A 22,344-nucleotide genomic window follows, 5' to 3' on the forward strand; every position below is an offset into this window, starting at 1 on the left:
TGAGCTTGATTCTAAATCATTTAGCACGGGAAAATCAGCGCCGTCCCTAACGAATCCACGTCAGCCCGCCGATGTTTCTTGCGGGAAGCGGCGTTGCCAGGCTTCAAAACCGCCGTCTACGCTGTACACGGAGGAAAATCCAAGGCTAAGCAGGTATTGGGCGGCGTTGCGGCTGCTGATGCCGTGATAGCACAACACCATCACAGGCTGCTCAAAATCCGCCCCGTCGACAAAATCGTTCAGCGTGTCATTAGTCAGATGGACCGCTCCCGGCACGTGCGCAGCGGCGAAACTTTGCCGGTCTCGAATATCGACCAGTACCTCACCCGACTGCCAGCGCTGATAAGCCTCCTCTACATCAATCGCCTCAAACTGCTCCATGATTCTCCGCCCCCATTGTTATCGAATTGTGTCGATTGTATCGCACTCCCCTCGCTCGGCCCCACAAAAGCCGGGAGGAAGAGCACATTTCTCTCACCACGGCCCCATTATTGTTAACTGAGTCACGTATAAATGTATTTATTTGGTTAAACCTTGGCTTGAATGTTTGTTTGCGATTATCATCGTGAGCGAAAACGAACATTTATGCGGAATACGGCGGAGGGGAACGTGGAAACCAAAGACCTGATCGTGATCGGCGGGGGAATCAACGGCGCGGGTATCGCTGCGGATGCGGCGGGCCGAGGCCTGTCAGTGCTGTTGTTGGAAGCGCAGGATCTGGCTTGCGCCACCTCTTCCGCCAGCTCCAAGCTGATTCATGGCGGCCTGCGCTATCTGGAACACTACGAATTCCGGCTGGTTGGCGAGGCCCTATCCGAACGCGAAGTCCTGTTGAAAATGGCGCCGCACATCATATCGCCGTTGCGCTTTCGCCTGCCCCATGAACCTCATCTGCGTCCGGCATGGATGATCCGCGCAGGGCTGTTTATGTACGACCATCTGGGCAAACGCGTCAGCCTCCCGGCCAGCTGCGGTCTGCGTTTTGGACCCGAGTCGGCGCTGAAACCGGAGATGACGCGCGGTTTCGAATATTCCGATTGCTGGGTCGACGACGCCCGCTTGGTGGTGCTGAATGCACAAGAGGTAGAGCGCCGCGGCGGCAAGGTACGTACCCGCACCAAAGTCACGCGTGCGCGCCGTATCGGCGGTCTGTGGCACGTCGAGGCGGAAGATGCGCTGACCGGCGAGACGCACAGCTGGCAGGCTAAAGGGCTGGTGAACGCAGCGGGACCGTGGGTGCGAAGTTTCTTCGATGACGGGCTGGCGCTGCCTTCGCCCTACGGTATCCGGCTGATCAAAGGCAGCCATATCGTGGTGCCGAAAGTTCATAACGAACCGCAGGCCTACATTCTGCAAAATCAGGATCACCGCATCGTCTTCGTCATTCCCTGGATGGATGAGTTCTCCATCATCGGCACCACCGATATGGAGTACCACGGCGATCCGCGTCATGTCAGCATCAATGACGACGAAGTCGATTATCTGCTGGACATCTACAATCGCTATTTCAAGAAACCGCTGAACCGCGGTGACATCGTCTGGAGCTATTCCGGGGTAAGACCGCTCTGTGACGACGAGTCCGATTCGCCGCAGGCTATCACCCGCGATTACACGCTGGCGATCGACGACGATCAGGGGCGCGCCCCGCTGTTATCCGTCTTCGGCGGCAAGCTCACCACGTACCGTAAACTGGCGGAACATGCGCTGGACAAGCTGGCGAAATACTACCCGCAGGCCGGCAAATCCTGGACGCAGCAGGCGACGCTGCCGGGCGGCGACATTCATGGCTCCCGCGACGAATACGCATCCCGCCTGCGTCAGCGTTATAACCTGCCGGAGTCTTTAGCCCGACGTTACAGCCGCACTTACGGCAGCCAGACCGAACGGCTTCTGGGCGATGCGCACAGCGTCGGCGAACTGGGCGAACACTTCGGGCATATGCTCTATGAGGCCGAACTGCGCTATCTGGTCGAACATGAGTGGGTCGTCTCTGTGGAAGATGCGCTGTGGCGCAGAACCAAGCTCGGTATGTGGCTGGACGAAAATCAGCAGCAGCGCGTCAGCGCCTGGCTGGAGCACTACCGGCGCCAGCGGGCGCAGCAATACGTGGAAGACGCGGTTCCATCCCGGCATGCCGGGACGGCGGGACCACAGAACCATTAACCCCTATCTACGACCGTGCCTCCTGCGAGAACGCGAGTACGGTAACGAAAACCGACAGGAAGTAGGAAAACGGCAGGAAGGAAAATCGCCCCAACTGCGCAGCTGGGGCGATATCATTTAGAGCAGGATACGCAGCATACGACGCAGCGGTTCCGCCGCGCCCCACAACAGCTGATCGCCGACGGTGAAGGCGGACAGATATTCCGGGCCCATATTCAGCTTGCGCAGACGGCCCACCGGCGTAGACAGCGTACCAGTCACGGCCGCAGGCGTCAGTTCACGCATGCTGAGCTCGCGATCGTTCGGCACGACTTTCACCCAGTCATTGTGGCTGGCCAGCAGCTGTTCAATTTCCGGCACCGACACGTCTTTCTTCAGTTTGATGGTGAATGCCTGGCTGTGGCAGCGCAACGCGCCGACGCGCACGCACAGACCGTCGACCGGGATCACATCGCGGGTCGCCAGAATCTTGTTGGTTTCCGCCTGTCCTTTCCACTCTTCGCGGCTCTGGCCGTTATCCAGCTGTTTGTCGATCCACGGGATCAGNCTGCCCGCCAGCGGGACGCCGAAATTGTCGGTCGGCAGCGTGCCGCTACGGGTCAGCGCCGTCACTTTACGTTCGATATCCAGAATGGCGGAGGCCGGACTCTGTAGCTCTTTCGCCACTTCTGCATTCAGCATCCCCATCTGCACCAGCAGTTCGCGCATGTGGCGAGCGCCGCCGCCGGACGCCGCCTGGTAAGTCGAGACGGACGCCCAATCCACCAGGTCGTTTGCAAACAGGCCGCCCAGCGACATCAGCATCAGACTGACCGTGCAGTTGCCGCCGACGAACGTTTTGATGCCGTCATTCAACCCTTGCTGAATCACCGCGTGGTTGACCGGGTCCAGAATAATAATGGCGTCATCGCTCATGCGCAGCGTGGACGCCGCATCAACCCAGTAACCCTGCCAGCCACTTTCACGCAGCTTCGCATAGACTTCGTTGGTATAATCGCCGCCCTGACAGGTGATGATAATATCCAGCGCCCGCAGCGCCTCCAGGTCGTAGGCATCCTGCAATACGCCCTGCTGCCCGCCGAACGTAGGAGCCGACTGGCCGTGCTGGGAAGTGGAAAAGAAGATCGGGCGGATGGCATCGAAATCGCGTTCTTCTACCATGCGTTGCATGAGTACCGAACCGACCATTCCGCGCCAGCCGATAAAACCAACATTTTTCATGTTTGCTGTCCTGCTTGGGGGTGACAAAAAGGAGTCTGGCTGCCGTTACTGGCAGTAACATTGTTTAAAGTGATGGCCTTCAACCTTACAAAATGTACGTAAAGTCGCAAGTTAATTTATTCAATCTCGTCGGCTTTTTCAGCAGCACAGCTAATAACCGCGCGCGAATTCGCGCCTCATGAAGACAGGAGTCAACCGCCACATGACCGAAATGATCTCAGCCACCGTTCTACTACTGCTCATCATGGATCCTCTGGGAAACATGCCGATTTTTATGTCGGTACTGAAGCCCCTACCCGCCAAACGTCGTCGCATCGTGTTGATCAGGGAAATGGTGATTGCGCTGGGCGTGATGCTGATTTTTCTATTCGCGGGGGAGAAAATTTTGGCGGTGCTGAACCTGCGTACTGAGACCGTGTCGATTTCCGGCGGGATCATCCTGTTCCTGATTGCGATTCGCATGATATTCCCTTCGCCGAAAAATGAATCCAACGACCTGCCGGAAAACGATGAACCCTTTCTGGTGCCGCTGGCGATCCCTTTGGTCGCCGGCCCGTCGATATTGGCGGCGCTGATGCTNCTGTCCCACCAATATCCGCAGAAGCTGGCTCACCTGACGCTGGCCCTGTTTATCGCCTGGGGCATCTCTTTTGTGATCCTGCTGATGTCCAACCTGTTTCTGCGACTACTGGGAGACAAAGGCGTCAGCGCGTTGGAAAAACTGATGGGGCTGGTGCTGGTGATGCTCTCCACGCAAATGTTCCTCGACGGCATCCGCGCCTACCTCCAGCTGTAACCCGGCGCTCTGCCGGGACCCGCCCGGCAGAGGCTCCGCGTCAGACCACCAGGCTCATCAGCAGACAGCCGAGCAACCCGCAGACCGCGATGATCGTTTCCAGCGCCGACCAGGATTTCAGCGTCTCGCCAATGGTCAGGTTGAAATACTCTTTGAACAGCCAAAAGCCGGGATCGTTGACGTGAGAGAAAATCACGCTGCCGGACCCCACGGCTATCACCATCAGTTCCGGACTGACGCCGGTCGTGGCGATCAGCGGTGCGGCGATGCCGCCCGCCGTCATGGCGGCCACGGTCGCCGAGCCGAGCGCAATGCGCAGCGTCGCGGCAATCAACCAGGCCAGGAACAGCGGCGACAAGCTGCTACCTTCCATCATGTGGGCGATGTATTTATCCACCCCGCTGTCGACCAACACCTGCTTGAAAGCGCCGCCNCCGCCCAGAATCAACAGCATCATGGCAATGATTTTGATGGAATCAGAGACGGTGGCCATCACTTCATCCATCGTGCGTCCACGATTAAGGCCGAAGGTAAAAATCGCGATCAGCACCGAAATCAACGTCGCCATCACCGGGTCGCCGAAGAACTCCGCGTAAGGCAGCAGCGCATGTCCTTGCGGCAAGACCATTTCAGCAATCGCCCTTACCGCCATCAGCATCACCGGCACCAGCGCTGTGCCAACGCTGACGCCGAAACTGGGCATTTCGTCTTCGGAAAATTGCTTAGGGTTGTAAAGNCCTTCAGGCACCGGCTTGTCGATTTTTTTCAGAAAACGGGCGAAAACCGGACCGGCCAGTATGGCGGTGGGGATCCCGAGCAACGTGCCGTACAGCAGCGTTTTGCCCATATCGGCATGAAAAATGGCGGCGATAGCCGTCGGCGCGGGATGCGGCGGTAAGAAACCGTGGGTGACGGACAACGCCGCCGCCATCGGCACGCCGGCATACAGCAAAGGAATACGCGCGGAGGCGACGATGCTGAATATCAGCGGCAGCAACAGAACAAAACCGACCTCATAGAACAAGGCGAAGCCTACGGTAAAACCGGTCAGCATGATGGCCCACTGGATGTTTTTGTGGCCGAACCCGTCAATCAGGGTGGTAGCGATCCGTTGCGCTCCCCCGCAGTCCGCCAGCATTTTCCCCAGCATCGCGCCGAAACCCATGACAAGCGCCAGACTGCCCAACGTTCCGCCGACCCCGTTTTTGATAGACGCGATGACTTTATCCACCGGCATGCCCTGCAAAATCCCGACGGCCAGAGCCACCAACACCAACGCGATAAATCCATTCAACTTACATCGAATCATTAATAACAGCAGTATGGCGACACCGACAGCAACGATGACTAATGGCATAACCTTTCTCCGGCAGAGCCTCATCGCTCCCGGCAACCACCGGAGAACGCAGGCGAAGGTGATTCTGCTACGGCCCATCTATGGCCGAGTACGGCAGCAGCGATGAAACATCAGATGCGATGGGTGAAGCACCATCAGGGAAACGGGCAATACCCGTAATGTTACCGGTATCATGATACCGGTAACATGTTAAGAACTGGAACTAACCGGCAGCACTTAATTTACAGTTTGGGATAAAGATCAAATATTGCCAGCAGAGAAGGTCGCCTTTGGCGATGATGGATTTTTCGACCAAAACGAGCCGGCCGCCAACGTTGCCGTTGTCGAATCCGCCTGCGGAGAAGCAGCCTATGTGGCATGAGGAGGGAGACATCGCGTACTGGCGCCTTGGGGATAAGGCGCCGCGAGGGATTGACTTACAAACTGTCGCCGGGCAGTAGCTCGAAACCTTCGTCGTGCAGGGCCGACGTCACCGGCTCGCCGTTCAGACGCGCCAGCAGCATTTCGGCGCCCACTTCGCCGATACGCTCACGCGGGGTCAGGACGCTCGTCAAGCGGGGAACCATCGCCTGGCCGATGTTATGACCGTGGAAACCGACAACCCCCATCTGCCGGGGAATACTCAGTCCCTGACGCTGGCACTCGAAAATCGCGCCGATCGCCAGGTCGTCGTTGGTGCAGAACACGCTGTCGATGTCCGGGCATTCCATCTGCGCTCGCCGCAGCAATTCACCGCCCAACGTATAAGACGAGGCGCTTTCGCTCATCACGCTGTGGGGGGTTAAACCCGCCTCCTGCATCGCCAGCTCATAGCCCTGCCGTTTCATCAGGGNACGTTCGTCCAGCCGCGCGCCCAGATACACCACGTGTCGACGTCCTCGCCCGATGATGTGCCGCGTCATCTGTCGTGAGGCTTCTATGTTGTCAAAACCCACCGCCATATCCAGACAGGGCGACACAGAATCCATCAGCTCTACGACCGGGATACCGGAGACGTTAATCATCTGCCGGGTACGATCCGTGTGGGTGCGTTCCGCCAGTATCAAGCCGTCGATATTGTAAGACAGCAGCGACATCAAGCGCTGCTCTTCTTTTTCAGGGTGATAGCCATAGTGCGCGAGCATGGTTTGGTAACCCCGCGCTTCCGTCACCTGCTCAATGCCGCGCAGTACTTCCGCAAAGACCTGATTCGTCAGGGAAGGCAGTAGAACGCCGATGGCGCGGCTGGTGGCGTTGGCCAGAATATGGGGCGTGCGGTTGGGTATGTATCCCAGTTCGTCCAGGACGGCGGCAATTTTCTTTTGCAGCGTAGCAGACACTTGGGAAGGATTGCGCAGATAGCGGCTGACCGTCATTTTCGTGACGCCGACGCGATCTGCGACATCCTGAAGAGCCGGTCTTTTCTTCTTGATCATCCGTGGCTATCCAACTCGAGGAAAGTAGTCGGAGTCTAACAAAAAACCGGGGAGTGAGTATCGATACCATACCGGATTACCCCGACTTTCATGACGGCTGAGAACGTCTTCGCAGCATGGGTCGAAACGTGATTGCGCGTTGAAACGGCGCCGACATGGTTGAAACGGCCAACGCCCCGGCTTGCCATAATGCGCTTCATTGCATGCAGGCACTGCTCCTTACACCGGCGGTAAATCAAATAGCAGAATTTCACTCTCTTCATCCGCGCTGATTGAGAGCGTGCTTTCGTCCCATAACGCCAACGCATCGCTGGCGCTCGCCGACTGTCCGTTCACCGTGACCGTGCCGCGCACGACCTGGATCCAGACGCGGCGGCCGGTCTCTATGTCATGCACCGCCTGCTCCTGCGCCTTCAGCGCCCAGCGCCACAGCGACATGTCCTGAAAGACCTTGAGAGAACCATCGCGCCCCTCCGGCGACAATACCCGCTGTTTGCCCTGCTTGTCGTCAAAACGACGCTGCTCATAGCGCGGCGTCAGGCCTTTACGGTCCGGGATAATCCAGATCTGATACAGATGCAGCAACGCATCCGGGCTGGCATTGTATTCCGAATGGCGAACACCGGTGCCCGCGCTCATGATCTGGAACTCCCCGGCCGGGATCCGCTCGTGATTCCCCATGCTGTCCTGATGTTCAATGGTGCCGGACAGCACATAGGTCAGTATTTCCATATCCCGGTGCGGATGCATGCCGAAGCCCTGCCCGCCTTCGATACGATCTTCATTGATCACCCGCAGGGCGGAAAATCCCATGAAGTCGGGATCGTGGTAATCGGCAAATGAAAACGTATGCCAGCTGTCGAGCCAACCGTGGTGGGCATGTCCGCGCTGCTGCGCCTGACGTAAATAGATCATCGTTGCTTCCTCCGTCGTTTTGAACAGTCTAGCGACGAGGCGTCGAGAAGATAGCGTAAAAAACTCACCGTACCATTCAAAAAAATAGCGGCATTTACGGAAACTGGTTTCCATAAATCGTGCAGACAAAAAAAAGCCAGCACCCGAGCTGGCTAAATAAATACTGGAAGCAATGTGAGCAATGTCGTGCTTTCACAGCAAAACCTCGCTGAACCATCAAGATCGAGACAGAGGGGTTTTCCCGGAACGCATGGCAATAATAATCATTATCATTCGCACCTGTAAAGCATTTTTTTGGCCTTGTCACACTGCTTACACATCTCACATCTCGACATATCCTGGCACACCACGGATGCGTTAGCGTTCGATTAGCGCAGCATACAATTTGCGCAGGTAGTGCGGCACCGCGTCATCCGCGTTAGTGCCGATCACTTCCAGCCCTGGCAAACGGTCTTTTAAACGCTGGTGGGCGGCCGCCATGATGCAGCCTTTTCCCGCCATTGAGAGCATTTCCAGATCGTTCATGCCGTCGCCAAACGCGATGCAATCCTTCACGCCATGCCCCATGAGTTTCGCCACCTGCTCCAGCGCGTGTCCCTTCGATACNCCGCCCGCCATCACTTCCAGGCAGTTTACCGAGGAAAAGCTCACGTTGACGCGGTCGCCCCAGCGGGCGTTGAGCGCCTCTTCCAACGGCAGCAGGCGTTCGTGATCGTCGCAGGTGAAAAAGACTTTCCCCACGTCGTCGGTGTCCAGCGCCGTCGGATCGAACAGCTGGTACTTGAAGACGGACTCCTGAAAGAACTGCTCCTCTTCCGGTCGGGCGCGGCTCATGAACCAGTCATCGCCCCGATAAATGTGAGTGAGGATGTCCTCGCGGTCGTACATGATGCCGAACAGGTCGCGCGCGATATCGCTGTCCAGATTGTGGCTGACCAGCTGTTCTCCATCGGTGTTGTGCACGCGGGCGCCGTTCGAGGTGATCATGTACGCGCTGATCCCCAGCCTGTCGCGGATCTGTGCGACGTCCTTATGATGCCGTCCGGTGGCGAAGACAAAATGAACGCCCTGCTCCGTCAGCAACTGCAACGTTTCTCTGGCATAGGGGGTAAGCGTATGAGCGGGGGACAGCAGCGTGCCATCCAAATCGGAAGCAACAATTGGGTACATACGTTGGAATCTAACCTCCGCAGGTTAAACGCGGCCGGGCCGCGGAATTTAATGATATTGCGCAAAATGGTGCAGAATCCGGCGAAAAACGTCGGCACGCNCCGTATCTTCTTCAAACAGCATGTCATGTCGAGCGTCGCGTATTACCTGCGGCTTCCCTCCGGCCACCGGATGACCCGCGGCGGCCATCGCTTCGCAGAATGCATTTTGCCCGCGGTTGTCCACCACCCGATCGTCCTCCGCTTGCAGCACAAGCAGCGGTACCGTGATCTTTGCGGCTCTCGACATCAAATCTCTTCCCGCCAACAACGCTTCACGCACCCAGTGATAGGTAGGACCGCCGATTCTTAAAGCTGGGTCGTCGGCATAAATACGCACACTACGCAGATGCCGCGCACGGCTGTGGGTCAGCACGTTGAGAACATAAGGCAATGGCTGCCACTGGCTGGCGCCAATGGCATAGTAGNCACGCAGTTTCGGGTAACGTTCAGTCTGATCCAGAATGCGCCAGGCCAGCCACTCCGGCATCGGCAGATGGATGTCGCACATGGGGGCGCACAGCGCGGCGGCATCGAACGCCTCGGGCCTTCGGGCCAGAAAATCGGCCAGAACCACGCCGCCCATCGAGTGAGCCAACGCAAAGCGCCGTTTATATCCGCTTTTCGCCAGTTGCAGTTGCCAGAACTGTGCCACGTCATCCACATAGTCGCTGAAATTCTCGACGTGACCGCGGTGCGTGTCTTTAAGCAAACGTCCCGAACGTCCCTGCCCGCGATGATCCATCATCAGCACGTCATAACCATTGTGAAACAGGTCGTAGGCGACCTCGGAATATTTGACATAGCTGTCGGTGCGGCCGGTGAGCAGCATCACCACCTGATGATGACGCGGAGAGGTAAAGCGGGCAAAGCGGATGGGGNCGCGATCGACGCCGATGAACTCGCCCTCGTCCCGCCGCCGCCAGAAGTCCAGCAAAGGCCCGTTGGCAAACGCAGCGTACTGCGCCTCCCGGTTTAGTAGACACTCAGGGTACTGAGTCATCACACATTCTCGCGGTTGTTCATGACGGCTAAACCTGGTTTTGTGAGCTCTGGCGCAAAGATCGGCGTTGGCGTATTGTGGCATAAAAAGCGACGTTCAGGGAGCATTGACGCATGACCTTCGAGNGGTGGTGTACCTACCTCGTGACCACATTGATTCTGAGTCTTTCGCCGGGTTCCGGCGCCATCAACACCATGAGCACCGGCATCAGTCACGGTTATCGGGGAGCAGTCGCCTCGATTGCCGGCCTGCAGGTCGGGTTGGCCTGTCATATTGTGCTGGTGGGCATCGGCCTTGGCGCGCTGTTGTCTCAGTCCGTAATGGCGTTTGAAGTGCTCAAATGGGTCGGGGCGGGCTATCTGATTTGGCTTGGCATTCAGCAGTGGCGCAGCGCAGGCGGTCTGGATTTAAACACGCTGGCAAACACTATGCCGCGGCGCAGACTGTTCAAGCGGGCCGTGCTGGTCAATTTGACCAACCCGAAAAGCATTGTGTTTCTGGCCGCGCTGTTTCCGCAATTCGTCATCCCGCATCAGCCACAGGCCATGCAATATTTGGTGCTGGGCGTCACCACCATCGCCGTGGATATTGTCGTGATGATTGGTTATGCCACACTGGCGACACGGATCGCTAAATGGCTGAAGGGACCGCGGCAGGTGAACAGACTGAATAGAATATTCGGTTCGCTGTTTATTATGGTGGGAGCGCTGCTGGCCTCCGCCCGTCGGGCATAATCCCGAGTCGAGCAAAAGGTCATGGCGAAGCGCCCGCCATGACCTCGCGTTTAGCGCGAGACGATAAGATGAATACCGAATCCCGCGAAGAGAATGCCCGCCACACCGTCCACCCATTTCGCCAAACGCTGATAGCCCCGGCGCATCACCGGCAACGCAAATACCATCGCGACCAAAGTGAACCATGCCAGCGTTTCTAGCGAAATCAGCGCAAACAGCCCCCAGCGCGCACTCTCGCCCACGCTATCGCCGACGAACAGAGAGAAAACGCTGCCGAAGTAGATTAACGCTTTGGGATTAGACAGGTTGGTCACTAATCCACGGATGAAGAACTTGCCGCGCTTGGGCAAATCGACGCTGACCTCCGCCTCCGTAGCCTCGGGCTGTCGCGCCTTCTGGCGCGCGGATCGCAACATTTGCCACCCCATCCAGCACAGGTAAAGCCCGCCGCCGACGGTGATGATGCGGTGCAGCCACGCCATCTGCATCAGCAGCAGATGCAGACCCATCAGGGCGATCGCCGCCCAGACCACAACGCCCAGCGTGATGCCTAACACGCCCATCATCGCTTCACGGCGCGAACGACTGGCCGCAATCTGCGAAACAAAGAAAAAGTCGGGTCCTGGACTCATCAGAGCGATGAAGTGCACTAGCGCCACGGTCATAAATAACATGAACATCATGAAACTCCCTTTGTTATGGTCTTGGCGACGTTATGCAATGAGAACTTGCACCATTTAATCGTCGTTTTCCAAATGCTCGCGAATGAGCGTCATAAACGGCACGCCGAAGCGCTCCAGTTTACGCTGCCCCACGCCGTTGACGTTCAGCAGCTCACTGGCCGTAACCGGCAGGATTTCCGCCATCTCCAGCAGCGTCGCGTCACTGAAGACGACGTACGGCGGAATGTTGTTTTCATCGGCGATGGATTTGCGCAGCTTGCGCAGTTTGGCGAACAGTTTGCGGTCATAGTTGCCGCCGTATGATTTCTGGCTGACGCGCGGTTTCAGGTTGATCAACCGCGGTACGGCGAGTTGCAGCGGGACGTCGCCACGCAGAACAGGTCTGGCCGCTTCGGTCAGTTGCAGCGCGGAGTGCTGCACTACGTTTTGCATTAACAGTCCCAGATGGATTAGCTGGCGCAGCACGCTGACCCACTGTTCCTGCGTTTTATCTTTGCCGAGTCCGTAGACCGGCAGCTTGTCGTGGCCGAACTCGCGAATACGCTGATTATTGGCGCCGCGCAGCACTTCCGCGATATAGCCTATGCCGAAACGCTGGCCGACGCGGTATACGCAGGATAAGGCTTTCTGCGCATCGACCAGTCCGTCGTAACTTTTCGGCGGGTCGAGACAGACATCGCAGTTGCCGCACGACTGCTGGCGCCCTTCGCCGAAATAGTTGAGCAGCACCAACCGTCGACAGGTTTGCGCTTCCGCAAACGCGCCCATAGCGTTAAGTTTGTGACGCTCGATATCCAGTTGCGGACCCGCCGGTTTTTCTTCCAGACAGCGGCGCAGCCAGGCCATATCGGCCGGGTCGTAAAACAGCGCCGCTTCCGCAGGCAGGCCATCGCGCCCGGCGCGACCGGTCTCCTGATAATAAGATTCGATGTTGCGTGGAATATCGAAATGCACTACGAAGCGAACGTTAGGTTTATTGATCCCCATCCCGAACGCCACCGTGGCCACCACGACCTGTAGATCGTCGCGCAGAAACGCTTCCTGCACCTGAGCCCGGCGTTCGTTTTCCAGACCTGCGTGATAGGCCCCCACGCTCAGGCCGCGATTTTGCAGGCGAGCGCACAAGTCTTCGACCTTCGCACGGCTGTTGCAATAAACGATGCCGCTTTTACCGCGTTGGCCTTGCACGAACATCCATAGCTGGTCGAGCGGTTTAAATTTCTCCACCAGCGTATAGCGGATGTTAGGTCGGTCGAAGCTACTGATGTGAATCAGGGGATCGTGCAAATCCAGCAGACGCACGATGTCCTGACGCGTGGTGTCGTCCGCCGTAGCGGTCAGCGCGACCACCGACAGGCCGGGGAAGCGCTGTTTCACCTGCCCCAGCGCCCGGTACTCCGGCCGGAAATCATGTCCCCATTGGGAAATACAGTGCGCTTCGTCGACGGCGATCATCGCCAGTTGCCAGTAAGACAGATGATCGAGGAAACTTTCAGAAGTCAGACGCTCGGGGGCGATATACAGCAGTTTGACGTCGCCGTTGCGGCAACCGGTCATGACCTGATGCTGCTGCTCGCGCGTTTGCGTAGAGTTAAGGCAGGCGGCGGAAACGCCGTAGGCCTGAAGCTGATCTACCTGGTCTTTCATCAGGGAAATCAGCGGAGACACCACCAGCGTCAACCCTTCCATGACCAGAGCAGGAATTTGATAACACAGGGATTTGCCGCCACCCGTGGGCATGATCGCCAGGCAGTCCCGCCCGTTGAGGGCAGCGTTGATAATCGCTTGCTGGCCGGGCCGAAACTGCTGATACCCGAAGGTTTCGCGCAACACCTGCGTCGCCAGCGCTTCTTTATTCAATACTTCTGCCGTAGACACGCCTTCACCGCTTTTATAAAAACAAACAGGCGCTATTTTCAGCGCCGTTTGATAAAACTGCAACGTTTGTGTGCAGGCTTTTACTTACCCTACTCGACAACACCGGCCTAACGCGGCCTTAGAACATATCGTTGAGAGTCACGCCGACGCCGACCCGCGTCTGACGATGGTTGTAGTCGATCAACGATTCGCCGTAGCCGCTGAAGACTTTGGTGTAGAAGCGCACATGCTCGGTCAGCGGGTAGCTCCAGCTGACCTCACCGCCGCCGTAGCCGCTATTCCAGTTATAACGTCCTTCCGCGCTGAAAATGCTGTCGCCCCACAGGTAGCCCACACGGACACGGTAATGTCCCATGTAACGGGTGATATCCGGGTTATCGTCTTTGCTGTCGGAAATACGTAACCAAGGTTTCAGCTCCACCTGCCAGTTGCCGTTCTGCGCCATCAGACGCGCATAGGCACGGNTCCAACTGCGTGATGTGGGATCGGAGCGACCGTTAGACTGATGGCTAAAGCCCNCTTCCACATCACGTAAAGTCCAGCCCGCTAGGCTGTAATCCGTCGCCCAGCCCAGGAAGATCTGCGGCTCATAGTTGGTCTCACGGAAAGGGGAAGATTCGCTTTTATTGGAAAGCTGCCACCAGGAGCCTTGGGTGTAAGACGCGCCAAGCAGCGAGTTGTCGCCCAAAATACCGCGCCATAGCGGGAAGCCCAAACTGATTTGGAAGTTGACCTCGTCTTTGCGAGCGTTCTTTCCCCAGTTATAGCTCTGAATCGCATCCCGGNTGATGTTGCTGGTATAGGTGTAAAGCAGGTAGTTATTTTCGTATGGGTAAAGAATGAACGGACTGTCATGCTTTTGCAGCAGGCTGGNGATAATGCTGCCACGGACCGCCGGTTTATCATGAATGTCCTGCACTGTGGCTTCCTGCGCCTGGACCTGCGCCGTCAACAGCAACGCCAGCATACCACCCCAAATTTTAAGCATGCACGTATTTCTCCAACTGACCGTAAGGTTATTTTTTGATTTGCCGCTGGCATTGTACACAGAAACTAACCGGTTACATCATAGGCAACGACGAATCGGTTTTTTCTGTATGGCGCCAGCTTTCACTTCCTGCTCACCGCTGTTATTTACAAAGTACCACGGCGGAACGGCGCTGACCTTTACCTACCAGATAACGCCCTATCTCATGCTGGGAAAAACCACTATTGCCGCCATAATTATCGTAATAGACGGGTGTTGGCAGACTATATTTTGAGTAAAATAGTCGTTTCCCCCTGTTTATACTGAGCAATTACAATGGAAACGCAGCAAACTCGCCAGGGAGTCCTGTTCGCTCTTGGCGCTTACATCATCTGGGGTATCGCCCCAGCCTATTTCAAACTCATCGAACAGGTTCCCGCCACTGAGATTGTTTCGCACCGCGTGATTTGGTCGTTCTTTTTTATTCTCATCCTGCTCAGCGTCAGTCGTCAATGGAAGCAGGCCATCCTCCTCCTGCAACAGCCAAAACGGTTGCTGATGCTGGCGGTGACCGCCCTCTTCATCGGCAGCAACTGGCTGACCTATATCTGGGCCGTCAACCATCACCACATGCTGGAAGCCAGCCTGGGTTATTTTATTAATCCGTTGGTCAGCGTGCTGCTCGGGCTAGTGTTTTTAGGCGAAAGGTTCCGTCCCATGCAGTGGCTCGCCGTCGCGCTGGCGGTATGCGGCGNGCTGGTGCAGCTGTGGAAATTTGGCTCCCTGCCGTCTATCGCACTGTGGCTGGCCTTCAGCTTTTCCGTCTATGGCCTGTTGCGTAAAAAGATTGGGGTCGATGCGCAGACGGGCATGCTGGTCGAAACCCTTTGGCTGATCCCCGTCGCGTTGGTGTACCTGTTTTGCTTCGCCGACACGCCGACCAGTCACTTAACGCAGAACTCGCTGTCGTTGGATCTGCTGCTGATCTCTGCCGGTATCGTCACCACCGTCCCGCTGCTGTTCTTCACCGCCGCCGCAGTGCGCCTGCGTCTCTCCACGCTCGGCTTCTTCCAGTATATCGGCCCGACGCTGGTGTTTTTACTGGCCGTCGTGGCCTACGGCGAGTCGTTCACACAGGATCAACTGATCACCTTTGCCTTCATCTGGCTGGCGCTGGCGATTTTTATCGGCGACGCGCTCCGTACTCAGCAGAAGCAGAAACGACTGGCGTAAAAAAAGGCCCCGTCGCTATCGACGAGGCCTGTCCTTTCTTTTGTTCGGCGGTTACAGCCAGTTGCGGCGTTTAAAGTACAAATAAGGCGCCAGACCGGCCAACACCATCAGCACCAGCGCCGCCGGATAACCAAAGGCCAGTTTCAGTTCCGGCATGAATTCGAAGTTCATGCCGTAGCTGGAAGCCACCAGCGTTGGCGGCAGGAACACCACGGACACCACCGAAAAGATTTTGATGATGCGGTTCTGTTCGATATTGATGAACCCCATCGCCGCTTGCATCAAAAAGTTGACTTTCTGGAACAGCGATTCGTTATGCGGCAGCAGCGATTCGATATCGCGCAGAATTTCCCGCGCCTGCTCCAGCTGACCGCTCGGCAGCCGTGCTTTACGCACTAAGAAGTTCAGCGCACGTTGGGTATCCATCAAACACAAACGCACCTTCCAGCCGATATCTTCCAGCTCAGCCAGCGTCGACAACGCGTCGTCGTACTCGTCGCCCTGACGACCGTCCATGATGACGCGACTTAATGCCTCCAGATCGCTGTAGATATTTTCGATTTCGTCCGCCAACTGCTCGATTTTGGTTTCAAACAGGTCAAGCAGCAGCTCATAGGCGTTGCCGTCTATCAGCGTCTGCCCGCGGGCGCGCATACGATACAGGCGAAACGCCGGCAGTTCGCGTTCGCGCAAGGTATACAAGCGGCCGTCGCGGATGGTGAATGCCACCGTGGCATTGCCCGCGTGATCTTCCGCATCTTCGTAAAAGAAGAAGGAGTGAATATGCAGGCCGTCTTCATCCTCGAAGAAACGCGCGGAGGCTTCAATGTCTTCCAGTTCGGGTCGAGTCGCCAAGGTTTGGCCCAATTGGGTTTGTACCTGGTCCCGCTCGATAATGTCCGGTTCGACCAAATCCACCCATAACGATGAAGTGAGATCTTCGGCCTCTTCCATTTCCATACGGGTTAAACGGCTGTTTTCCAGCTTGAATGCGCTCAGCATAGGTCATGCTCCCTAAAGGTGTTCTGGCAGGGACAATACGCGCTTGAAACACTAAAAAGAGGGTGAAAAATCACCATCAAATTCCAGTCCGTTTGACGGTGCTGACTCGATGCGATGTATGAGGAGATCGCTGACAACCACTAAGGCTATCAGCAACAGAGGATAGCCTTAGAAGTTGTACCTAAGAAATAGGTGTGTGAGCCAGTATCGACTGGGTGTGTCCAAGGCGTGGGTCCTCCGGGAATAATGATGCGCGCATGTTACGCTGAGATGAAAAAGGCTGTCAACACGCACGCAGGCCATTAATGCAACAATCTGTTCAGTCGTTAGTTTATACGATGTTCAGCTTTGCGTAAGCCGCCACCAACCATTTTATCCCCTGACCGGGGAACGCGACCTGAACGCGACAATGGTCGCCGCTGCCTTCAAGATTCACGATCGTCCCTTCACCAAATTTGGCGTGGCTGACACGCTGGCCCAGCTTATAGCCGCTGTCGCTCGCGGAAATAGGCGTCCCCAGCCGCTGCTGATTAACGGGACGCGATACGCTGGCGCGCAGTCGGACCTCCTCCACGCACTGCTGCGGCAGCTCGCCAATGAAACGCGATGGACGGTGATAAACCTCTTTGCCGTACAGGCGGCGGGTTTCCGCGTAGGNCAACGTCAGTTTGCGCATCGCTCGAGTCACCCCGACGTACGCCAACCGACGCTCTTCCTCCAGTCGTCCGCCCTCTTCAAGAGACATCTGGCTTGGGAACATGCCCTCTTCCATCCCGACGATGAACACCTGGGGAAACTCCAGCCCTTTGGCGGAGTGGAGCGTCATCAGTTGAACGGCATCCTGATAGGCGTCCGCCTGCCCTTCTCCCGCTTCCAGCGCGGCATGAGAAAGAAACGCCTGTAGCGGCATCAGGTCCTGATCTTCTTCCTGATAGCTGTACTGGCGCGTCGCGGTGACCAGTTCCTCCAGGTTCTCGATGCGGGTCTGCCCCTTCTCCCCTTTTTCCTGCTCGTACATGCTCCACAGACCGGAGTCTTTGATCACGCGGTCAGTTTGTACATGCAGCGGCTGCTCGGCCGTGTCGTTAGCCAGCGCGTCCACCAGTTCGAGGAAACGTTGCAGCGCGCCGGCGGCGCGTCCGGCCAGCGCCTTCTCCTGCAACAGCGCACGAGTGGCCTGCCACAGGGTCAGTTGNCGGTCGCGCGCCGCCTGACGCACCACTTCCAACGTCCGGTCGCCGATGCCGCGCGTCGGGGTATTCACCACGCGTTCATACGCCGCATCGTCGTTGCGGTTGGCGATCAACCGCAGATACGCCAGCGCATCTTTGATTTCTTGTCGTTCGAAGAAGCGCATCCCGCCGTAAATACGGTAGGGCAGGCTCTGCTGTAGCAGCGCCTCTTCCAACACACGGGATTGGGCGTTGCTACGATAAAGGATGGCGCACTCGTTCAGGCTTCCCCCCATTTCCTGCCACGCCTTGATGCGGCTCACGACAAACCGCGCTTCGTCCAGTTCATTGAACGCGCAGTACAGGGAAATTGGGTCGCCCTCGACGCCGTCGGTCCACAAGTTTTTTCCCAGACGATCGCCGTTATGGGCGATCAGGGCATTGGCCGCGTTGAGGATGTTGGCGCTGGAGCGGTAGTTCTGCTCCAGACGGATGGTCGACGCCTGCGGAAAATCGTTCAGGAAGTGCTGAATATTTTCCACCTGCGCCCCGCGCCAGCCATAGATGGACTGATCATCGTCGCCCACGATCATGACACGGGCGCTATCGCCCGCCAGCATCCGCACCCAGGCGTACTGAATGCGGTTGGTATCCTGGAATTCGTCCACCAGAATGTTGTTAAAGCGGTCCCGGTAGTGCTGCAGGATGTGCGGCTTGTTCAGCCACAGCTCGTGAGCGCGCAGCAGCAGTTCAGCGAAATCCACTAACCCCNCGCGATCGCAGGCTTCCTGATAGGCCTGATAAACGCGCAGCCAGGTCTGTTCCACCGGATTGCCGTAGCTCTCGATATGCTGAGGACGCAGGCCCTCATCTTTTTTGCCGTTGATGTACCACATCGCCTGGCGCGGCGGCCACTGTTTCTCATCCAGATTGAGCGCTTTAATCAGACGCTTGAGCAGGCGCAGCTGATCTTCGCTGTCCAGAATCTGGAAGTCCTGCGGCAGTCCGGCGTCAAGATGATGCGCGCGCAGCAGCCGGTGCGCCAGACCGTGAAAGGTCCCGATCCACATGCCGCCCTGACTGGTGCCGATCAGCTGTTCGATACGATGGCGCATCTCTGCGGCGGCTTTGTTGGTGAACGTCACCGCCATGATGGAGTACGGGGAGCAGTTCTCCACCGACATCAGCCAGGCGATACGATGCACCAGCACCCGCGTCTTGCCGCTGCCAGCTCCGGCCAGCACCAGCATGTTGCTGCGGGGAGCCGCGACGGCGTCGCGTTGTTTATCGTTCAGACTGTCGAGCAGATCAGATACGTCCATAGGCGTTGGTTATCCGTGAAAAGGGCATCCCATCACCACGCGGCGACAGTTCACCTCTGTTTATGCATACAGTGGAAAGCGTGAATTATAGCAATGCCGTCAGCGAAACCAACCTTGCAATTGCAATATGCGGCAGTAGCCGAGCTTCGCGGAGCTGCATCAGGTTAGCTCTCTGTGGCGCTATCCAGCAGGATTGCATCCCGCAGCGCACGGCGCCGGCCACGTCGGTGATGAGATCATCCCCCACGTGTAGCAGGTGATGCAACGGTAAATTGAGACGTTCCGCAGCCTGATGAAACATGTCGTGCCACGGCTTGGCGCGGCCGTCCGGACCGGCGCGGAGTACAAACTGGAAGTACTCGCCCAGCCCGCACGCATGAGGATCGGCATTGCCGTTGGTGATCGCCGCCAGCGGCCAGCGTTGGGCCAGCGCCCCAAGCGTATCGTGGGTTTCCTGCGAAATACTGATACGGCTGCGCCAGTAGGCGAAGTGCGTCATCGCTTTTGCTGCGCCGTCGTCCGCCTCCGCCTCGCTCATCCCCTGACGCCGTAGCGCCAGCACGACCGTGCGGCGACGCCACTCGGTCATGTCGTGGTAAATCTCCGGCTCCTGCGCGCGCAATTCGCTACGCATCGTGCCGAATTCCGCCTCGGTCAACGAACGCAACCCCGGATGGAGTTCGCGCAGGAACTGCAACGCTTCCTGTGAACTGCGCCGCACAACCTCGAAATTGTCGTACAGCGTGTCGTCGAGATCGAAGGTGAGGGCCTCGATTCGGCCGAGGGGACGATAAACGTGCATCAGGATTTGCCTCGTTTGGCGCGGGGATGCGCCGCATCATAGACCGAAGCCAGATGCTGAAAATCCAGATGCGTATAAATCTGCGTCGTGGTGAGGTTGGCGTGGCCGAGCAGCTCTTGCACCGCGCGCAGATCGCCGCTCGACTCCAACAGGTGTGTTGCGAAGGAATGCCTGAGCTTATGAGGATTGATGTGGCTATTCACGCCCTGTTTCACGCCCCACTCGGCGAAGCGCTTCTGAACGTTGCGCATGGAGATACGCTTGCCCTGACTGGACACGAACACCGCGTCGTCATCCGGCGCATAGATCTCCCGCAGCGCCAGCCAGCGATGCAGCCAGGTGACCGCCGTTCCGCCCAACGGCAAACGGCGCTCTTTGCTGCCTTTCCCCATGACCCAGACTTCGCCGCTGTCCAGGTCGATATGTCTCAGGTCCAAACCGACCAGCTCAGCCAGACGAAGACCCGCGCCGTACATCACTTCCAGCATCGTCCGATCGCGCACCGCCAGCGGATCGCTCTCGTCGATGTCCAGCAGACGGTTGACCTCGTCCACATCCATATTCTTGGGCAGATGACGCCCGGCTCGCGGCGTGGCAATCCCTTTGGCAGGATTGGCGTTCAACGCGCCGCGGCTCACCATCCAGTCCAGAAAACTGCGCAGCGCGGAGAGGCGCAGCGCCAGACTGGAGGACTGCAGTCCATCGCGCTTGCTGCGCGCCACTACCGCACGCNCCCCGGCGGCGTCTAGCTGACGCCAGTCGCTTATGCCGGAGGCGGATAAGATAGAGATAACGGCCTGGAGTTGATGCGCATAGCTGCTTTGCGTCAGCGGACTAAGCTGCCGCTCGACCCGCAGATAGCGTAAAAAGGCGTCGGCCTGCGTCAACAAGGGCGAGTCGGGGACGTTCATAGCCGTTCGATCCAGCGTTGCAGAACCATCGGCAATATCGTCGCCAGATGCTGCAAGAGCACGGTCCCCATCCCTTCCTGATAATGATGGCTGTCGCGGCTGCTGAAAATCAGCAGTCCCAGATCGCCTTTTTCGCCCATCATGGACAGCGCGACCGACCCCACCTGCCGCGCCTGTGGCAGCAGCAGCAGCAGCTCGGGTCCGTTAAGCGAGCCAAGATAGTGATTACGTTTCCCCAGCCGCTGAATGCGCAGGGGTTCGAACGCCGTGCGATTCAGCGCGAGATGCGTGAAATCAGACGGCGCGCCGATACGCCATTTGTCGCTGAACAGCCGCACCGTGGCGCCGGACAGCCCCAGTTTGCGCGCCCAGCGCTGCAAACGATCCAGCAGATCCTGCAGCGAATCCGCCGCCGACAAGGCCAGTTGTAACTGCAACAGTTGATTGAACAGCGCCTCGTTCTGCGCGGCCTGCTCCATCAGCAGCGTAATGTCCTCTTCCAGGTGCTGGATCTGGGNGCGCTGACGCGACAGCTGCCACTCGACCAAAGATACGCTCTCTCGCACCGGGTGCGGGATGCGCATCTGTTCAACGTGGCGAGAATTGCGGATGAAAAAATCGGGGTTTTGATGCAGGAACTGCAGCACCATGTCATCCGTCAGTTCAACCTCGCGATCGACCTGTCCCTGCTGTTCCTCGACGCGTTTCATAAATGAATGAATCCATCATAGACATGCGTGGCCGGACCGGTCATGAACAACGGGTTTCCCGGCCCCGCCCAATGAATATCCAGCTCGCCGCCCGGCAGTTTCACGTTGACTTCCGCCGACAGCAGCCCTTGCTGAATCCCTACCGCGACAGCCCCGCAGGCGCCGCTACCGCAGGCCTGAGTTTCTCCCGCGCCGCGCTCGAAGACTCGCAGCCGGATGGAATCGCGATTAACGACCTGCATAAAACCAATGTTAGCGCGTTCGGGGAAACGTTCATGATTTTCTAGCAACGGCCCGAGCGTTTCGACCGCCGCCGTATCGACGTCATCGACCTGCACGACGCAATGCGGGTTGCCCATCGACACCGCGCCACACAGCACGGTGTGGTCCGCCACCCGCATGATGTAGGTTTTCTCGGCTTTCGCGGCGCGAAACGGGATCTGCTGCGGTTCAAAGTTTGGCTCGCCCATATTGACCCGCACCAGTTCATCTTCGGTGACCGACAGCACCATGCGTCCGCTGTGGGTGCTGACATGGATATCGCGCTTATTCGTTAGCCCCTTCAGCCGTACAAAACGAGCGAAGCAACGGGCGCCGTTGCCGCACTGCGCCACTTCGCTGCCGTCGGCGTTGAAGATACGGTAATGAAAATCCAGCTCAGGATCGTACGGCGGCTCAACAACCAGCAACTGGTCGAAGCCCACGCCGCAATGGCGATCCGCCAGACGGCGGATGAGCTCGGGCGAAAAATAGACATTTTGCGTGACGGCATCGACGACCATAAAGTCATTGCCTAAACCGTGCATTTTGGAGAACTGCATTATCCTGACTCCGCTGGCTCAACCGGACGCG

Annotated in this window: 21 protein-coding genes; 4 read left to right on the forward strand and 17 right to left on the reverse strand. The window is 57.6% G+C overall.

What is annotated here, in order from left to right; all coding sequences use genetic code 11:
• Positions 1 to 60: 60 nt before the first annotated feature.
• Entirely contained in the window at positions 61 to 381 is a 321-nt protein-coding gene (gene glpE / locus RZ35_RS16295) for a thiosulfate sulfurtransferase GlpE (RefSeq protein ID WP_026744261.1), read from the reverse strand.
• A gap of 228 nt (positions 382 to 609) precedes the next feature.
• Here glpE and glpD point away from each other — a divergent pair, with 228 nt between their 5' ends.
• Positions 610 to 2,163 carry a glycerol-3-phosphate dehydrogenase gene (glpD, locus tag RZ35_RS16300; RefSeq protein WP_081825747.1) on the forward strand — a complete coding sequence of 518 codons (1,554 nt, stop codon included), beginning with the start codon at positions 610 to 612 and terminating at the stop codon, positions 2,161 to 2,163.
• Positions 2,164 to 2,280: 117 nt separating this feature from the next.
• On the opposite strand, the gene asd is transcribed toward glpD, so the two are convergent.
• Positions 2,281 to 3,384 (reverse strand): aspartate-semialdehyde dehydrogenase, encoded by a 1,104-nt coding sequence (asd, locus tag RZ35_RS16305; RefSeq protein ID WP_026744262.1) that lies wholly within the window; start codon positions 3,382 to 3,384, stop codon positions 2,281 to 2,283.
• 202 nt (positions 3,385 to 3,586) lie between these two features.
• Between asd and RZ35_RS16310 the strand changes: the two genes are divergently transcribed.
• Complete coding sequence (locus RZ35_RS16310; RefSeq protein WP_026744263.1) at positions 3,587 to 4,180, forward strand: YhgN family NAAT transporter; 594 nt, start codon at positions 3,587 to 3,589, stop codon at positions 4,178 to 4,180.
• A gap of 40 nt (positions 4,181 to 4,220) precedes the next feature.
• On the opposite strand, the gene gntT is transcribed toward RZ35_RS16310, so the two are convergent.
• The 5 genes from gntT to pldB form a co-directional block, all read right to left on the reverse strand.
• Positions 4,221 to 5,537, reverse strand: a complete 1,317-nt coding sequence (gntT, locus tag RZ35_RS16315) for a gluconate transporter (RefSeq protein WP_026744264.1) — start codon at positions 5,535 to 5,537, stop codon at positions 4,221 to 4,223.
• 416 nt (positions 5,538 to 5,953) lie between these two features.
• Complete coding sequence (gene gntR / locus RZ35_RS16320) at positions 5,954 to 6,949, reverse strand: gluconate operon transcriptional repressor GntR (protein ID WP_026744265.1); 996 nt, start codon at positions 6,947 to 6,949, stop codon at positions 5,954 to 5,956.
• A gap of 222 nt (positions 6,950 to 7,171) precedes the next feature.
• Complete coding sequence (locus RZ35_RS16325) at positions 7,172 to 7,867, reverse strand: pirin family protein (RefSeq protein ID WP_026744266.1); 696 nt, start codon at positions 7,865 to 7,867, stop codon at positions 7,172 to 7,174.
• Between the two features lie 357 nt (positions 7,868 to 8,224).
• A complete protein-coding gene (yigL, locus tag RZ35_RS16330; RefSeq protein ID WP_026744267.1) occupies positions 8,225 to 9,037 on the reverse strand; it encodes a sugar/pyridoxal phosphate phosphatase YigL in 813 nt (270 codons plus the stop codon).
• 48 nt (positions 9,038 to 9,085) lie between these two features.
• A complete protein-coding gene (gene pldB / locus RZ35_RS16335; protein ID WP_026744268.1) occupies positions 9,086 to 10,078 on the reverse strand; it encodes a lysophospholipase L2 in 993 nt (330 codons plus the stop codon).
• Between the two features lie 113 nt (positions 10,079 to 10,191).
• Here pldB and rhtB point away from each other — a divergent pair, with 113 nt between their 5' ends.
• Positions 10,192 to 10,812 (forward strand): homoserine/homoserine lactone efflux protein, encoded by a 621-nt coding sequence (gene rhtB / locus RZ35_RS16340; protein ID WP_026744269.1) that lies wholly within the window; start codon positions 10,192 to 10,194, stop codon positions 10,810 to 10,812.
• A 50-nt stretch (positions 10,813 to 10,862) separates the two neighbouring features.
• Here rhtB and rhtC read toward each other — a convergent pair whose 3' ends face one another.
• From rhtC to pldA, 3 genes are all read right to left on the reverse strand, one after another.
• A complete protein-coding gene (rhtC, locus tag RZ35_RS16345) occupies positions 10,863 to 11,492 on the reverse strand; it encodes a threonine export protein RhtC (RefSeq protein ID WP_026744270.1) in 630 nt (209 codons plus the stop codon).
• Positions 11,493 to 11,549: 57 nt separating this feature from the next.
• Complete coding sequence (gene recQ / locus RZ35_RS16350; RefSeq protein WP_026744271.1) at positions 11,550 to 13,373, reverse strand: ATP-dependent DNA helicase RecQ; 1,824 nt, start codon at positions 13,371 to 13,373, stop codon at positions 11,550 to 11,552.
• Positions 13,374 to 13,491: 118 nt separating this feature from the next.
• Complete coding sequence (gene pldA / locus RZ35_RS16355; protein ID WP_026744272.1) at positions 13,492 to 14,361, reverse strand: phospholipase A; 870 nt, start codon at positions 14,359 to 14,361, stop codon at positions 13,492 to 13,494.
• A gap of 315 nt (positions 14,362 to 14,676) precedes the next feature.
• Between pldA and rarD the strand changes: the two genes are divergently transcribed.
• Entirely contained in the window at positions 14,677 to 15,573 is an 897-nt protein-coding gene (gene rarD / locus RZ35_RS16360; protein WP_026744273.1) for an EamA family transporter RarD, read from the forward strand.
• A gap of 51 nt (positions 15,574 to 15,624) precedes the next feature.
• Here rarD and corA read toward each other — a convergent pair whose 3' ends face one another.
• From corA to dapF, 7 genes are all read right to left on the reverse strand, one after another.
• On the reverse strand, positions 15,625 to 16,575 hold the full coding sequence (gene corA, locus RZ35_RS16365) for a magnesium/cobalt transporter CorA (protein WP_026744274.1): 951 nt from the start codon (positions 16,573 to 16,575) through the stop codon (positions 15,625 to 15,627).
• 168 nt (positions 16,576 to 16,743) lie between these two features.
• Positions 16,744 to 16,878 carry a YsgD/CorL family protein gene (gene ysgD / locus RZ35_RS18640; RefSeq protein WP_394296379.1) on the reverse strand — a complete coding sequence of 45 codons (135 nt, stop codon included), beginning with the start codon at positions 16,876 to 16,878 and terminating at the stop codon, positions 16,744 to 16,746.
• 28 nt (positions 16,879 to 16,906) lie between these two features.
• Positions 16,907 to 19,069, reverse strand: coding sequence for a DNA helicase II (gene uvrD, locus RZ35_RS16370; protein ID WP_026744275.1), 2,163 nt, complete (start codon positions 19,067 to 19,069; stop codon positions 16,907 to 16,909).
• 85 nt (positions 19,070 to 19,154) lie between these two features.
• Positions 19,155 to 19,871: a 5-amino-6-(5-phospho-D-ribitylamino)uracil phosphatase YigB gene (yigB, locus tag RZ35_RS16375; RefSeq protein ID WP_026744276.1), complete on the reverse strand. Its 717-nt coding sequence runs from the start codon at positions 19,869 to 19,871 to the stop codon at positions 19,155 to 19,157.
• Positions 19,871 to 20,782 carry a tyrosine recombinase XerC gene (gene xerC, locus RZ35_RS16380; protein ID WP_026744277.1) on the reverse strand — a complete coding sequence of 304 codons (912 nt, stop codon included), beginning with the start codon at positions 20,780 to 20,782 and terminating at the stop codon, positions 19,871 to 19,873. Before xerC ends, yigB begins: the two co-directional genes overlap by 1 nt.
• On the reverse strand, positions 20,779 to 21,492 hold the full coding sequence (locus tag RZ35_RS16385; RefSeq protein ID WP_026744278.1) for a DUF484 domain-containing protein: 714 nt from the start codon (positions 21,490 to 21,492) through the stop codon (positions 20,779 to 20,781). Before RZ35_RS16385 ends, xerC begins: the two co-directional genes overlap by 4 nt.
• Positions 21,489 to 22,313 carry a diaminopimelate epimerase gene (gene dapF / locus RZ35_RS16390; RefSeq protein ID WP_026744279.1) on the reverse strand — a complete coding sequence of 275 codons (825 nt, stop codon included), beginning with the start codon at positions 22,311 to 22,313 and terminating at the stop codon, positions 21,489 to 21,491. Before dapF ends, RZ35_RS16385 begins: the two co-directional genes overlap by 4 nt.
• Positions 22,314 to 22,344: the final 31 nt, after the last annotated feature.

This window comes from Lonsdalea quercina subsp. quercina, from assembly GCF_000688655.1.
GTDB classification, from domain to species: Bacteria; Pseudomonadota; Gammaproteobacteria; order Enterobacterales; family Enterobacteriaceae; genus Lonsdalea; species Lonsdalea quercina.